Annotated in this window: 12 protein-coding genes; 9 read left to right on the top strand and 3 right to left on the bottom strand. The window is 66.8% G+C overall.

Translation table 11 applies throughout. The features are described from left to right. The first annotated feature begins 1 nt into the window (after position 1). Entirely contained in the window at positions 2-1,414 is a 1,413-nt protein-coding gene (locus AB0I34_RS07410; protein WP_360440961.1) for a hypothetical protein, read from the top strand. Then, on the top strand, positions 1,414-2,229 hold the full coding sequence (locus AB0I34_RS07405; RefSeq protein WP_360440958.1) for an ABC transporter permease: 816 nt from the start codon (positions 1,414-1,416) through the stop codon (positions 2,227-2,229). The genes AB0I34_RS07410 and AB0I34_RS07405 overlap by 1 nt, the downstream gene beginning before the upstream one ends. Here AB0I34_RS07405 and AB0I34_RS07400 read toward each other — a convergent pair. Further along, positions 2,226-3,389: a peptidoglycan bridge formation glycyltransferase FemA/FemB family protein gene (locus tag AB0I34_RS07400; RefSeq protein ID WP_360440955.1), complete on the bottom strand. Its 1,164-nt coding sequence runs from the start codon at positions 3,387-3,389 to the stop codon at positions 2,226-2,228. The two genes, AB0I34_RS07405 and AB0I34_RS07400, sit on opposite strands and share 4 nt — an antisense overlap. Positions 3,390-3,463: 74 nt before the next feature. Beyond that, entirely contained in the window at positions 3,464-4,078 is a 615-nt protein-coding gene (locus tag AB0I34_RS07395) for a DUF4386 domain-containing protein (RefSeq protein ID WP_360440952.1), read from the bottom strand. A gap of 316 nt (positions 4,079-4,394) precedes the next feature. Between AB0I34_RS07395 and AB0I34_RS07390 the strand changes: the two genes are divergently transcribed. After that, complete coding sequence (locus AB0I34_RS07390; RefSeq protein WP_360440949.1) at positions 4,395-6,452, top strand: glycoside hydrolase family 36 protein; 2,058 nt, start codon at positions 4,395-4,397, stop codon at positions 6,450-6,452. Between the two features lie 5 nt (positions 6,453-6,457). On the opposite strand, the gene AB0I34_RS07385 is transcribed toward AB0I34_RS07390, so the two are convergent. Further along, positions 6,458-7,213 (bottom strand): DeoR/GlpR family DNA-binding transcription regulator, encoded by a 756-nt coding sequence (locus AB0I34_RS07385; protein WP_360440946.1) that lies wholly within the window; start codon positions 7,211-7,213, stop codon positions 6,458-6,460. Between the two features lie 216 nt (positions 7,214-7,429). On the opposite strand from AB0I34_RS07385, the gene AB0I34_RS07380 reads away from it, so the two are divergent. The 6 genes from AB0I34_RS07380 to AB0I34_RS07355 are packed head-to-tail and all read left to right on the top strand — an operon-like array spanning position 7,430 to position 14,056. Then, positions 7,430-8,764: an extracellular solute-binding protein gene (locus AB0I34_RS07380; protein ID WP_360440943.1), complete on the top strand. Its 1,335-nt coding sequence runs from the start codon at positions 7,430-7,432 to the stop codon at positions 8,762-8,764. Positions 8,765-8,766: 2 nt separating this feature from the next. Next, complete coding sequence (locus tag AB0I34_RS07375; protein WP_360440940.1) at positions 8,767-9,723, top strand: sugar ABC transporter permease; 957 nt, start codon at positions 8,767-8,769, stop codon at positions 9,721-9,723. Continuing rightward, complete coding sequence (locus tag AB0I34_RS07370; RefSeq protein ID WP_360440937.1) at positions 9,720-10,553, top strand: carbohydrate ABC transporter permease; 834 nt, start codon at positions 9,720-9,722, stop codon at positions 10,551-10,553. The genes AB0I34_RS07375 and AB0I34_RS07370 overlap by 4 nt, the downstream gene beginning before the upstream one ends. A gap of 40 nt (positions 10,554-10,593) precedes the next feature. Next, positions 10,594-11,958: a hypothetical protein gene (locus tag AB0I34_RS07365; protein ID WP_360440934.1), complete on the top strand. Its 1,365-nt coding sequence runs from the start codon at positions 10,594-10,596 to the stop codon at positions 11,956-11,958. After that, positions 11,955-13,088 (top strand): SIS domain-containing protein, encoded by a 1,134-nt coding sequence (locus AB0I34_RS07360; RefSeq protein WP_360440931.1) that lies wholly within the window; start codon positions 11,955-11,957, stop codon positions 13,086-13,088. The genes AB0I34_RS07365 and AB0I34_RS07360 overlap by 4 nt, the downstream gene beginning before the upstream one ends. Continuing rightward, a complete protein-coding gene (locus AB0I34_RS07355; RefSeq protein ID WP_360440928.1) occupies positions 13,085-14,056 on the top strand; it encodes a BadF/BadG/BcrA/BcrD ATPase family protein in 972 nt (323 codons plus the stop codon). The genes AB0I34_RS07360 and AB0I34_RS07355 overlap by 4 nt, the downstream gene beginning before the upstream one ends. Positions 14,057-14,106 lie beyond the last annotated feature (50 nt).

The raw sequence follows: 14,106 nt of genomic DNA, 5'->3' as shown, positions 1-14,106 counted from the left end.
GATGACGAGCTTCCTGCGCGTGCTGCGCGGAGAGTGGACGAAGTTCCGCTCCGTGCGGAGCACCGCACTGTGCCTGCTCGCGGCGGTCGCAGTCACCGTGCTGCTGGAACTCCTGGGCACGTCGGCCGGCTCGACCGACGCCAACGAGCAGCCGCGGTACTCCGACCAGGCCTACTTCGTGCACAAGCCCTTGGCCGGCGACAGCTCGGTGGTCGCCAGGGTCGTCAGCCAGCAGAGCAGCCACGAATGGGCCAAGGCCGGCCTCCTCGTGAAGGCTGGGATCACACCGGGATCGCCGTATGCCGCTGTGCTTGTCACGCCTGACCACGGGGTGCGGATGCAGGCGATGTTCGACACAGATCTGGCCGGACCGCCCGACCGGGCGCCGCAGTGGCTCAAGCTGACCCGGGTCGGCAGTTCGATCACCGGGTACGCATCCGCCAACGGCCAGGACTGGCACGAGGTCGGGACGCTGAGCGTGGCGCTGCCGCGCGACGTCGAGATCGGCCTGTTCGTCGCGTCACCGCCGTCGTACGTGTCCACCCGAACGGGCGGCGGCATGTCGATCGGGATCAGGAACACCGTGGGCGCGGCGATCTTCGACGATGTCAGGGTGACCGGTGCACTGGCAGGGGGCCGGGACTGGATCGGTCAGAACATCTCGACGTTGCCGTCGAAGGAGACCGGTGGAGTTCCGATCGGTGACCTGAGCCGGTCCGGCGACACGTTCAACGTCACCGGGTCCGGCGACATCTCCGGGTACGGCATCGCGAGCTGGCATTCGCCGGGCGACGACGATGTGGTGCTGCTCAGCCTCTTCGGCGTACGCGTCGGAGTGATCGCGGTGATCGCCCTCGGCGTGCTGTTCATGACAGCGGAGTACCGGACCGGGCTGATCCGCACCACGTTCATCGCCGGACCCCGGCGCGGCCAGGTTCTCGCTGCGAAGGCCGTCGTGCTCGGCGGCACGGTGTTCGTGGCCGGGCTGATCGCCAGTGTCGCGTCCTTCCTGATCGCGCAACCTGGCCTGCACTCGGGTGGCTACAACCCACCGGCGTACCCGCATGTGTCGCTGCTGGACGGCGAGAGCCTGCGTGCGGTCGTCGGAACCGCCGTCTTCCTCGCCCTGATCGCGCTCTTCAGCCTCGGCATCGCCGTACTCCGGCGACGTACGGTCGGCGCGATCGTGTTCGTCGTCGCACTCGTGGTGGTGCCGCAGCTCGTCGTACCGGTGATCTCACCCGATGCCGACATCTGGGCCACCCGGCTGACCCCGATCGCCGGGCTGGCCGTGCAGCAGACGGTCGACGCGGGCCAGGTGATCGGTCCATGGGCGGGTCTGGGCGTGCTCTGCGGGTACGCCGTCATTGCACTCGGTCTTGCCCGCTGGCAACTCGGCCGCCGGGACGCCTGATGGCCGCCGGACAGGGCCTGGTGGCCGGACGGGCGCTGTGGGCAGAGTGGACGAAGCTGCGCACGATGCCGGCCACCGGCTGGACGCTTGCCGCGATGGTGTTGACGACGGCAGCCATCGGGGCTTTGGTGACCTGGGACCTCACACCGCCGGACTGCGCGCGCTCCGACCCCAGCTGCGACTTCGATCTCGCCAAGCTGAGCCTGTCCGGGGTCTACCTCGGACAGGCGGCCGTGATCGTGCTGGCAGCGCTCGCGGTCACCACCGAGTACGAGACTGCGATGATCCGGACGACGCTTGCGTCCTGCCCGCGCCGGTTCGCCGTCCTCGCCGCGAAGGCGGTGGTCGTGACCTCCGCGGTCGTCGGGGCCGCCACGATCAGTGTGGTGATCTCGCTGCTCGCCGGCCGCGAATTCCTGGCCGGCAACGGGTTCACCACGACCGCGGGCTACCGGCCCCTCTCGCTCGGAGATGGGCCGACCCTGCGCGCGTACGGCGGAACCGTGCTGTATCTCGGCCTTGTCGCGCTGCTCAGCCTCGGCGTCGCCTTCGTCGTCCGCCATACCGGCGGCACGGTGTCGATCCTCTTCGTCCTGCTCTACGTCGCACCGATCATGTCGATCGCCGTCACCGACCCCCGCTGGAAGGAATGGATCGAGAAGGCGTCACCGATGACCGCGGGCCTGTCGATCCAGGCCACGCTGCGTCTGGACGCCCAATCGATCGCTCCCTGGGCAGGTCTCGGTGTCCTCGCGTTGTACGCCGTCGCCGCCCTCGCCACCGCCCTGCTGCTCCTCCACCTCCGCGACGCCTAGCCCCGGATCAGCCCCGAGCGGCGGCGGTGACGGAAGTGGATCATCGCCCGGTGCAGGGTGCGGTTGATCGGTCCGGGAAGCGGCCGCTCCCATTCGCCGACGGTCTCGACCACCTCTCCGCCGGTGCCCAGCTTCCACCGCAGCAGCCCGTACGCGGCGTCATCCGGATCCAGCGAGGCCGGCACACCGCGCATGTCGTACCGCTCGGCGCCGAGCTTCTGGGCGTCGGTCATCATCTTCCACTGCAGGATGTGGCTCGGCCTGACGTCGCGGCGGTGATCGGCCGATCCGCCGGCCTGGTACCAGACGCGCCTGCCGACGACGTTCATGGTGTGGGCGGCAAGGACTTCGTCCCGCCAGGTCGACAGATACAACCGCATCTGACCCGGCACCTCGCCGTTCATCACCCGGTACTGGCGTTGGTAGTACGCCAACGACCGGCCCGAACGGAACCCGTTGCGTCGTTCCGTGGTGCTCAAGAGCTCATAGAACGTGGGCAGGTCGCGCTCGGCCCCGAGTCGTACGTCGACGCCCGATCTCATCGCCTTGCGGATGTTGCGCTGCCACTCCTTGCTGAAGCCGGCCACCAGATCGCGACCCGCGATCGGGACCTGGAACAGATACCGGGGCTGTGCATCGCCGGCCGACTCCTGCTCGCCGCATCGGCGCCAGCCCAGGGATCTCAGGCGGTCGGCGATCGCCGACCCGACTGGCTCCACCACATCAGGCAGGACATGGTCGACCCGGCGGCCAGGTGCGACCGCCGGCCTCAAGGTGGCTGCCTGCCAACGCCGCAAGGCCTTCGGCGGCCCCAACCTGACCGCGAAAGCCTCCCGTCGCTCGAGATAGTCGAGCAGGGGATCGAGCCATCGTTCCAGCCAAGGATCCGCCCAATCGATATCCGGGCCCTCAGGCAGGTACGCATACCACCGGGACAGGCCCGGCACCTGGCGAAACAGCACCAGCGTCGTACCGACGACCCGTCCGTCGCCGTCCCGCCAAGCCAGCAACTCGGAGGCCCAGCCGGTCTTGACCTGAGCCCACGAAGGGATCTGCAGAAAGCTTCTGTCGTCGTGGAGATCGGCTACCGCTCGATAGTGCAGTGGCTCGATCTCACCGACCGTCAGTTGGTCCTGACGAATCGGAACATCGGTGTGCACACGTCTCACCCCGCCCGCAATCGGCTGTCATGTCGTCGCGTCACCCTGTAAGACGCCTCGACAGCCGCGAAAGGTCACACCGCCAACGCTGGTGACCCGACCTCACCTGCAGGTGTCGGTGACCTGAACCCCTTGGCGATCAGCCAGATCGGCATGGCCACGAACTCGAACAACCCGCCCGGAATCAGGAGCGCAAGCCCTGCGCCGTCATTCATGTCGAGAACACCGAGAAGGTCGAGGGGTACTCCGAGCAGGAGACAGGAGTAGCCGACGATCCCGAGCACCGCGATCGCCCGAGGGACGAGCCTGGAGACGAACAGCAGGTAGGTGAGGATCAGACCGCCGATACCCGTTGGGATGTACACCCAGAGCAGGTGATTGGGAACGACCTCCAACTGTGTCAGCAGATAGATCCCGCACACAGTGGAGACGGTGAACTCGATGACTCTCATCACCGGGTACCAGATCGCAAGCCTCTGATTGACGTCCTTCAGAACCGGGTACATCAGCAGGCCGATCCCCACGACGGCGATCCCGGAACACATCATCAGTACGACGCCGACCGTCAGTGGCGCGCGGTCGGTGTCGCCGTTCTCGAACGCGTCGATCAACGACGTACCGACCATGGCGGTGACCATCTGGACCAGGAACAAGATGCCGACGGCGACCGCGATTCCCCTTCTTGACATGACTCTCCCTCGATCGAGCATGAGCAAGGAGATGCGATATCGCCCCCGATGACGGTCTCCCCCGGATATGACGTCCGCTCCCCAGCCCCTCCCCCGGCAGACGTCTCTCCTCACAGTGCGCCTCCACAGATCGGTTGTCCACCTCCACTACCGAATCCGCGGCTGACCAAATCACAATGCGACGGCGATTGCGCGTTTTGATCAATAGTGTGCGCAAATAGATTGTTGCCTTGACGGAATGTGTTCGCCAGATTACGTTTCAGACCTCATCGCGCATTGTGCGCTGCGTCGGCTTTCACTCCTGAGGGGTTTTGGCATGACCAATATGAAGCGGCGAACCGTGCTGAGAATCGCGTTGGGAGGCGCAGGTCTCGCTGCGCTCCCGGCGGCGACTGCTGCGGCGGCAGGGCCGAAGATCGTGGGAGTCGGCGACACCTCCATCACTGTTGAGTTCGATGACCAGTTGCACAGCAGAGTCGCACTGAACGGCTCGCAGCTGACGCAGTTCGACGCCGGCGAGGCGTTGCTCCTCGGCGAAACAGCCATCGACACCTTCGCCTATCGCGAACACCGGACGCGAAAGACCTGGCATTCCCGCCACGGCGCAGGTGTGCAGGTGACCATCGAGGGTGACTCCAAGGAACGCGTACGGAAGACCGTCGAGCTCACCTGCTATCAGCGATTGAGCGGTATGGCCGTGATGCAGGTGACCTACACGAACCTGTCCGGCACGTCGTTCGACATCACCGGCTGGCGGAACGGAGCCCACGAACTTCTGCAATCGCCAGGCGGCTTCTACACCTTCTCCGGCTCAACTCACGAGGACCGGCGCGACTGGGTGCAACCGGTGACCGAGGACTTCTCCCAGGAGAACTCCCTCGGCATGGATGCCTCCGACTACGGCGGCGGCACCCCGATGGCGACAATCTGGCGTCGCACCGGCGGCCTCTCCGTAGGCCACGTCGAGCCCAAGGCCCGGATTCTGCGGATGCCCGTCCGCAAGTCCGGGCACGGAGCAAGCATCGCGATCGAGGGCGACACCCCGCGCACCCTGGAGCCCGGACAACGGCTGACCACCGACACCACCTTCGTGACGGTCCATCCCAGCGACCACTTCGTTCCGCTGCAGCGGTATCGCGACTACATGGGCGACCTCGGTCTGCGGGCGCCCAAGGTCGCAAAGTCGGCGTACGCTCCGGTCTGGTGTGCCTGGGGATACGAGCGCAACTTCACCGTCGAACAGGTGCTCGGGACGTTGCCGAAGGTCCGCGACGTCGGCTTCAAGTGGGCCGGGCTGGACGACGGTTGGCAGACCAACGAGGGCGACTGGGACATCAACCTGGCGAAGTTCCCCGGCGGCAACGCGGACATGCGGGCGTTCACCCGGGACATCCGCGACGCCGGTCTGCTGCCCCGGCTGTGGTGGGCGCCGCTGGCTGCGGATCCCGAGAGCAACCTGTTCAAGGACCACTCCGACATGTTGCTGCTCGACCGCGACGGCAACAAACAACAGGTGACCTGGTGGGACGCGTGGACCCTGTGCCCGGCGTACCAGCCGGTGGTCGACTACTTCGCCGGGCAGGCGCGGAAGTTCATCGGTGATTGGGGTTATGAAGGATTGAAGATCGACGGGCAGCATCTGAACGGCGTCACGCCCTGCTACAACCCCACTCACGGGCACGCCCGGCCGGAGGAGTCGACCGAAGGACTGGCCCAGTTCTGGAAGGCGATCCACGACGCCGCGCACGCCGAGAACCGCAACGCGGTCGTCGAACTCTGCCCGTGCGGTACGGCGTTCGCCTTCCACAACCTGCCGTACGTCGACCAGTACCCGGGCTCGGACCCGACGTCGTCGTACCAGGTCCGGACCAAGGGCAAGTCGATGAAGGCGCTGATGGGACAGGGCAGCAGCTACGCCGGTGACCACGTCGAACTGAGTGACGGAGGCAACGACTTCGCCTCCAGCTACGGCGTCGGCGCGGTGCTCTCGACGAAGTTCACGTACCCGAGCGACCCGCCGGGGACGAAGCCGGGGCGGGAGAAGGTGCTGACCCCGGAGAAGGAGGCGCTCTGGCGCAAGTGGGTCGACCTGTACGAGAAGAACATGCTGCCCACCGGCGAGTACCGCGGTGAGCTGTACGACGTCGGGTTCGACCTGCCGGAGACGCACGTCATCGCCAAGAACTCCACGCTGCACTACGCCTTCTACGCCGACCAATGGGATGGAGACGTGGAGCTGCGAGGGCTGGGCAAGGGCAAGTACACACTGACCGATCCCTTCAACGGAACGTCTCTGGGCACCGTCGACTCACGGCACAACATCGTCAGGCTGACGTTCGACAAGTTCCAGCTCGTCGTTGCCGAGCGCCGCTGATCCGGTCAGACCGCGGTCACCTGTACGCCGGCTCGCTGCAGTGCTTCGAGTTGGCCGGGCTGAGCGCCGCGATCGGTGACGACATCGTTGACGCCGGAAAGCATGCTGATCCGGGCGAAGGTGACGCGGCCGAGCTTGGAGCTGTCCGCGATCACAACACTGCGGTAGGCCCGGCGCAGGAACGCGAGGTCGGTCTGCGCTTCCATCTCGTCGTACGTCGTACAGCCTTCTTCCGGCGTGAGTCCGTCCACGCCGATGAACGCGATGTCGAGGTGGTAGTTCGCGAGCATCGCCTCGGCGGCCGGGCCGACCAGCTCGTAGGAGGAGCGCGCGATCCCGCCGATCAGCACGAGCCGGACGCCCGCGTGACCGACGAGCTCGGAGGCGATGTTGATCGCGTTCGTCACCACGGTGATGCCGCGCCGTTGCGCCAGGGCGCGCGACAACTCGAGGGCGGTGGTGCCGCCGGTCATGCCGACAACAGCACCCTCCTCCACGAATGAGGCAGCGGCTCTGCCGATGGCTCGCTTCTCCGCCTGCCGCAGCGCCGCCTTGACCCGGGTCGGGACTTCGTCGCCGGACTCGTTGGACATCGCTCCGCCGTGCGTCCGCACCAGCAACTGGTCGCGGCTCAGGGTCTGCAGGTCCCGGCGGATGGTCGCGCCCGAGACGCCGAGCGCCCTGGCCAGCGCGGCGACGTCCACGCTGCCGTGCTCGCCGACCTGATCGAGGATCGCACTCAACCGCTCTGACTTCCGCACAACGGGCACTGTACAAGATGCACATCTTTTGAGCACTTGCGCATTATTCTGCGCATGTAATCGAATGCCTTGACCGGTTGTTTTCTATTCAGCTACGTTCGCATCAAATTCGCGCGATCGAATGCGCGATTGCGCAGCGTCTCTCACTCGTACGCCGGCCGCTTCGGCCAGGGCCGGGATCACAACGGAGAAACCATGCTGAGGACCAGACGTCGGATGGGTACAGCGCGGTGGAACGCAGCACTGACGGCAGGCGTCACAAGCCTCGCCCTCGTGCTTGCGGGCTGCGGCGGGTCGGGGTCGACGGACAAGCAGAGCAGTGGCGGTTCGACCCAGACCAGCGGAGTGACGATCACCGTCGCGCTCGCCTCGGACCCACCACCGAAGGCCGCGCTGGCCGCGTTCACCAAGGACACCGGCATCACGGTCAACTGGGTGAACATCGACTGGGACAGCCTGCAGAGCAAGATCTCCGCCGCCGCCACCGCGAAGACCTACTTCGCCGACGCCACCAATGTGGACTGGTCCCGGGTCGGTCAGCTCGGCAAGCTGAAGTGGTTCTACCCGATGGACACCTACGTCGACACCAAGGCGATGGAGGCCGACGTACCGCAGCTCGCGTCGTTCACCGTCGACGGTCACGTGGTCGGCGTCCCGTACGACGCCTCCTTCATGGTCACGACCGTGAACACGGAGCTGTTCCAGAAGGCCGGCGCGAATCCCGCACCGAAGACGATCGACGAGTACACCGACGCGCTCAAGACGATCAAGGCCAAGGGCGTCGCCGAGCACCCGCTGAACATCCCGTTCGCGGCCGCCGAAGGCTTGTCGACGTACTGGTACGAGACCACCGGTGCGTTCGGTGGGACGGTGCTCGACAAGGACGGCAAGCCGCAGTTCACCAGCCCCGACTCGCCCGGCTACAAGGCCGCCCAGTGGATGGTGGACGCGCTGAAGACCGGCCTCGTCCCGCCCGGCAACATCAACGTCACCGACTCGCAGGGACAGCAGAACCTGATGGCCAAGGGGCAGGTGGCCAGCACCTTCTCCGACTACTCCGGCAACGTCGGCACGCTGTACAACATCAAGGCGTCCTCGTCGGTCGCCGGCAAGGTGAAGTACCTGCCCACCCCGGGCGCCTCAGGTCCCGCGGCGAACCTCAGCAACCCGGACGGGGTCGGCATCCCCAAGGAGGCCAAGTACCCGAACGCCGCCGCGAAGTTCATCGAGTGGTTCACCGCCACCGAGCAGCAGGCCGACTTCGCCGGCGTGAACGGTCCGGAGAAGACCTTCGCGACGTACCCGATCCCGTCGCACCTGTCCGCGGTCCAGCAGATGGTTGCCAAGGGCAATCTGGTCGGCGGCACGGACCTCGAGCCGATGCTGAAGGGCTCCAAGCCGGTCTTCGAGGGTGGCGCACCGTCGTGGTACCCGAAGTTCTCCAACGCGGTCTACACCAACCTGCACGCCGCGGCGACCGGCTCGATGTCGGTCGAGCAGGCGATGAAGACGATCGGCGACACGGCGAACCAGCTCGCATCCGGGTCGTGACGGTGAGCTCTTCGACCACCGAACCGAGGGCGGCCGAGGGGGCGGCACCGCGTCCCCCGGCCGGGCCGACCAGCGTCGCACCGGTACGCCGCTCCCGCGTCGACCTGCTGCCGTACCTGCTGGTCGCGCCGGTGATGATCTTCATCGCCTGCCTGGCCCTGGTGCCGGCCGTGTTCACCGTGGTGCAGTCGTTCTTCAAGGTCGACGCACTCGATCCACCCACGCGGTTCGACGGATTCGGCAACTTCACCCGGCTCTGGCATGCCCCTGCCGTCATCGGCAGCATCGGCAACACCGCGCTGTACGTCGTGATCGGCGTGACCCTGTCCACCCTGATCGGCATCGGCGCCGCTGTCGTCCTGCAGAAGCCGTTCCGTGGCCGCAGCCTGGTGATCGCGATCCTGATCCTGCCGTGGGCCATGCCCGGGGTGGTCGAGGGCATCCTCTGGACCGGGATCTTCGATCCCAACGCGGGTTTGATCAACAGCGTGCTGTCGTCACTCCATCTCAGCGACGGCAACGCCGTACTGCTCGGTCAGAACCGGTTGCTCACGATCGCCCTGATCGAGCTGGTCCAGGTCTGGCAGATCGCGCCGCTCTCGGTCCTGCTGATCCTGGCCGTCCTGCAGCTCATCCCGGGCGAGCTGTACGAGGCAGCCCAGATCGACGGCTGTACGTCGTGGTCGGCGTTCCGGCGGATCACGCTGCCACTGGCCCGGCCTGGCATCGCGGTCACCATGGTGCAGGCGGTGATTGCCACGCTCAACGTCTTCGATCAGCCGTACGTCCTGAACGGTGCGGCGAACACCGGAGCCTCGGTCACCATGCAGACGTACTTCATCAGCTTCCAGGATCTCGACTTCGGTCAGGGGTACGCGTTGTCCCTGCTGATCACCATCGTCACGCTGCTGATCTCGCTGGTCGTGGTCCGCCTGGTCTACCGGAGGGTCGAGCTGTGAAACGACGGACCGGCGCCCGCGGTCTCGGGGTCGCGGCGATTCTGATCTGGTCCCTGGTGCCGATCTACTGGGCGATCAAGACCAGCCTGCAGACCGAGGCAGACGCACGGGCCAAGCCCGCGCACTACCTGCCGACGAACGCCACTCTGGACAACTATGCGACGCTGCTGACCGGTGACAGCGACGTCCCGGCGCAGATCCGGCGGTCCGCGGTGAACATCGTCGTCGAGTGCGGCGCGGCAACCATCGTGACCGTGCTGCTCGCGACGCTCGCCGGGTACGCGTTCGCGCGGATGCGGTTCCGCGGCCGGAACGTCTTGTTCTACGCGGTTCTGGCGACGATGGCGTTCCCGGCGTACACGACGTTGATCCCGCTGTACCGGATCATGAGCACGTTCGGGCTCGTGAACACCTACACCGGGATCGTGCTGGTCTACGTGTCCGGCTTCCTGCCGCTGGCGACCTGGATCCTGCACAACTACTTCGCCAGTCTGCCGGTCGGGATCGAGGAGGCCGGGCTGGTCGACGGAGCCCGCCGGCTCCAAGTGCTGTGGCACCTGTTGCTGCCGCTGGCGCGACCGGGCATCATCTCCACCGCTCTGATCACGTTCCTGTTCGCCTGGGGGCAGTTCCTCTTCCCACTGGTGCTGTCGAGTGATCTGTCGACACAGCCGCTGACCGTCGTCATCGCTTCTCTCCAGGGCCGGCACGTGGTGCCGTCGACGCTGCTGAACGCAGCCGGCGTACTGGCGATCATCGTTCCCGCGCTACTGGCGCTGGCCTTCAACCGCTACATCGTCAACGGTCTACTGGCCGGGAGCACCAAGTGACATCCGGCGTGATCGATCCACGTTCCTGAAGGAGAAGTCCTTGACCGAGAAGTCCTTCGTCCTGATCGGCGCGGGCAGCACCGTGTTCACCCCCGGCCTGATGACCGATCTCGCCTCGTCCCGGACGTTCGACGGCTGGACGGTCCACCTGGTCGACCTGAACGGCGAAGCCGCCGAGACCATGGCCAGAGTGGGTCGCCGGATCGCCGCCGAACGGGGCGCCGAGCTCGAGTTCGTCCCACACGTCGATCGCCGGGAAGCCTTGCGGGGCGCGCGATTCGTCACCACGACGATCGCGGTCGGAGCCGCCGCCGGCTGGCGCGCCGACATCGAGGTGCCGGCCCGCTACGGCATCGCTCAGACTGTGGGCGACAGCGTCGGGCCGGGCGGCGTACTGCGGGCGCTCCGGCACGTGCCCGAATTGGTGGCCATAGCAACCGACGTTGCAGACCTGGCGCCTGAGGCCCAGCTGATCAACTACTCGAATCCGCTGACCGCCAACGTCCGGGCCATCACCCTCCAGACCGGCGTCAAGGCCGTCGGCCTGTGCCACGGGACCATGCACACGCTGTCCAAGCTGGCCGCCGATCTCGAGATCCCGCGTGACGAGGTGAACGCCGTTTTCGCGGGCCTCAACCATCTGTGCTGGCTGCTCGACGTACGCAGGGGCACCGAGGATCTGTATCCGTTGCTGCGCCGGCGCGTGGCGGAGCGCGCCGGCGGCGTGGACGCGCCCTCCACTCGGGAGGAAGGTGTCCATCTGCCGGTCTCGGCGGATCTGCTGCGGACGTTCGGGCTCTATCCGGCACCAGGTGATCGGCACGTCGCCGAGTTCTTCGGTTGGTACCTGCGGGCCGAGGACGGCCGCCCGGCCGACGAGACTCGGCTGCCTTGGGGATTGCAGGGTGGCCGGGACGCGACGATGGAGTACATCGGCGAGAAGGACGACCTCTGGGAGCTCTTGCATGCCCAAGCCGATGGGAAGGCGCCCTTGCCGCGGACCGACAATCAGGAAGCCGAGCGACTGGTGGCGATCGCCGAAGCCATTGTCAGCGGCAACGAGCACGTCGAGTTGGCGGTGAACCTTCCGAACGAGGGGAAGATCCCCAACCTGCCGCCGACCGCCGTCGTCGAGGTGCCGGCCGTGGTCGGCGCCGCGGGAATCACCGGGCTTGGCGTCGGAGCATTGCCGGACGGGATCGCCGCCGTACTGACCGCGCGGGCTCAGCAGCAGGAGATCACCGTTCGTGCCGCCCTGACCGGCGACCGGGCGCTCGCGCTGCAGGCGCTGGCACTCGATCCGCTCGTCGGCCGGCTCGACATCGCGACCGGAATCCTGGACGACGCGATCAAGGCACACGGGCCGCTGCTGGATCGGTTCACGGAAACGGAGCCGGCCAGATGACCGGGGCACCGAACACCGCGGACGGGCTGGCCTCCCTCACCACCTACCGCGAAGTCGTTCAGCAGCCAGCGGTTTGGCGTGAGGCTGCCGAGACTCTGGCCGCCAGGTCGGACGAGGTCGCCACGTTTCTCGAGCCACTGTTCGCGCTGCCCGACCTGCGCATCGTGCTGACTGGCGCCGGGACGTCGGCGTTCGCCGGGGAGGTGCTGGCTCCCGCGCTGGCGCGGACCCTCCGGCGCCGGGTCGACGCGGTGGCGACCACCGATATCGTCTCGAATCCGCGGGAGATGTTCGCCGAGGATGTGCCCACGCTCCTGGTCTCGTTCGCTCGCTCCGGCGACAGCCCGGAGAGTGTCGCGGCCACCCAGTTGGCCACGACGTGCCTGACATCTGTGCATCAGTTGGTGATCACCTGCAACCCCGAGGGCCAGCTGGCCCGCGAGCACAGCGGCTCGAAATCCTCTCTGGTCCTGTTGATGCCGTCAGCAACCAACGACCGCGGCTTCGCGATGACGTCAAGCTTCACTTCGATGCTGTTGACCGCCTGGCTCACGTTGGCGCCGGACCAGGATCCGCGGCTGGCCGAGCGGCTCGCCGCAGCGGCCGAGCAGGTTCTCGACCGCCCGGACGAGCTGGCTCGGTTGACCGGTCGCCCCTACGACCGGGTCGTCTACCTCGGCAGCGGTTCGCTGGGCGGATTGGCCAGGGAATCGGCGTTGAAGCTGCTCGAACTCACCGCGGGCAAGGTGATCAGCTTCTACGACACACCACTTGGGTTCCGGCACGGGCCGAAGGCAGTCCTCAAGGACGGGACCCTTGCTGTCGTCTACCTGTCCAACGATGCCTACACCCGCCAGTACGACCACGACATCGTCGAGGAACTCCGTGCGGCCATCGGAGCCGAGAACGTGCTGGCCGTCAGCGCTCAGGCCGATGATGCGGAGTGTTGGCAGATCGACGGGGTGGCCGACGTGGACGACGCCGTACTGACGCTGCCGTTCGTGGTCATCGCTCAACTGCTCGCGTTGCGATTCTCCGTGGCGCTCGGCCGGACACCGGACAATCCGTTCCCCGACGGCGAGGTCAATCGCGTCGTTCAGGGCGTGACCATCCACCCACTGCAGCCGTGACGATCTTCCTGGGCGTCGACGGCGGTGGTTCGGGTACGGCGCTGTGCCTGGTGACCGGTGATGGCGAAGTCCTGGCCGCCGCCGACGCGCCGAGTTGCTACTACCTCGACTCGGCCGAGGGCGAAGGCGTCTCGCTGGTGGAGCGCGTACTGACCGAGGCGGTTGCCGGAATCTGCGCGAGTGCCGGGATCCAGCCGGCCGCAATCACGTCGGCGTTCTTCGGACTGCCGGCGTACGGCGAGGTGAGCGGCGACGTGCCGCTGCTCGATGCGGCACCGCGGACCGCTCTCGGACATGATCGCTACAGCTGTGGCAACGACATGGTCTGCGCCTGGGCCGGTTCGCTCGGGCTTGCCGATGGCATCAACGTGATCAGTGGAACCGGGTCGATGACCTACGGCCGGTACGGCGATAGCGGGGTCCGCGTCGGTGGTTGGGGCGAACTGTTCGGCGACGAGGGCTCGGGCTACTGGATCGGTGTCCAAGGTCTGCGCGCGTTCTCACAGATGAGTGACGGGAGGTTGCCACCGGGACCGCTGCTCGCCGTACTGCGGGAGGAGCTCGACCTGGCATCCGATCTCGATCTGCTCGACATCGTGCTCAATCGTTGGCGCGGAAGCCGGCGGGCCGTGGCGGCACTGTCCCGACCGATCGTCCAGGCTGCCCGGCTGGGTGACGCGGCGGCCGGACGAATCGTTGGTGATGCAGCGGCTGAGCTCGTGCGGCTGGTGGACACCACGCGCTCGCGCCTGGGCTTCACACCGGCGGAGACGGTCCCGGTCTCCTACTCAGGCGGCGTACTCACGGCGCCTGAGGTACTGCAGCCTTTCACGACCGCACTGGCCGCGCGGAGCGAGACCTACGACCTGCGGACGCCGCTGTACTCCCCCGTGATCGGCGCGGCACTCTACGCGGCAGCCCAAGCCGGAGAGTCGTTGAACGAGCACGCGCTGAGCCTGCTCAGTTGACTGCCGGTACGACGAATCACCTCGGGCGGATCGGGTACCAGGAGGTCAGA

The sequence above is a fragment of the Kribbella sp. NPDC050281 genome (assembly GCF_040655855.1).
Lineage (GTDB): Bacteria > Actinomycetota > Actinomycetes > Propionibacteriales > Kribbellaceae > Kribbella.
This window is presented reverse-complemented; position numbering and strand designations above follow the sequence as displayed.

What these genes read in the sequence shown, in the direction of transcription:
- AB0I34_RS07360 (WP_360440931.1), top strand. Translation starts at nt 11,955, where the DNA reads ATGACCGGGGCACCGAACACCGCGGACGGGCTGGCCTCCCTCACCACC.
- AB0I34_RS07405 (WP_360440958.1), top strand. Translation starts at nt 1,414, where the DNA reads ATGGCCGCCGGACAGGGCCTGGTGGCCGGACGGGCGCTGTGGGCAGAG.
- AB0I34_RS07410 (WP_360440961.1), top strand. Translation starts at nt 2, where the DNA reads ATGACGAGCTTCCTGCGCGTGCTGCGCGGAGAGTGGACGAAGTTCCGC.
- AB0I34_RS07395 (WP_360440952.1), bottom strand. Translation starts at nt 4,078, where the DNA reads ATGTCAAGAAGGGGAATCGCGGTCGCCGTCGGCATCTTGTTCCTGGTC.
- AB0I34_RS07380 (WP_360440943.1), top strand. Translation starts at nt 7,430, where the DNA reads ATGGGTACAGCGCGGTGGAACGCAGCACTGACGGCAGGCGTCACAAGC.
- AB0I34_RS07390 (WP_360440949.1), top strand. Translation starts at nt 4,395, where the DNA reads ATGACCAATATGAAGCGGCGAACCGTGCTGAGAATCGCGTTGGGAGGC.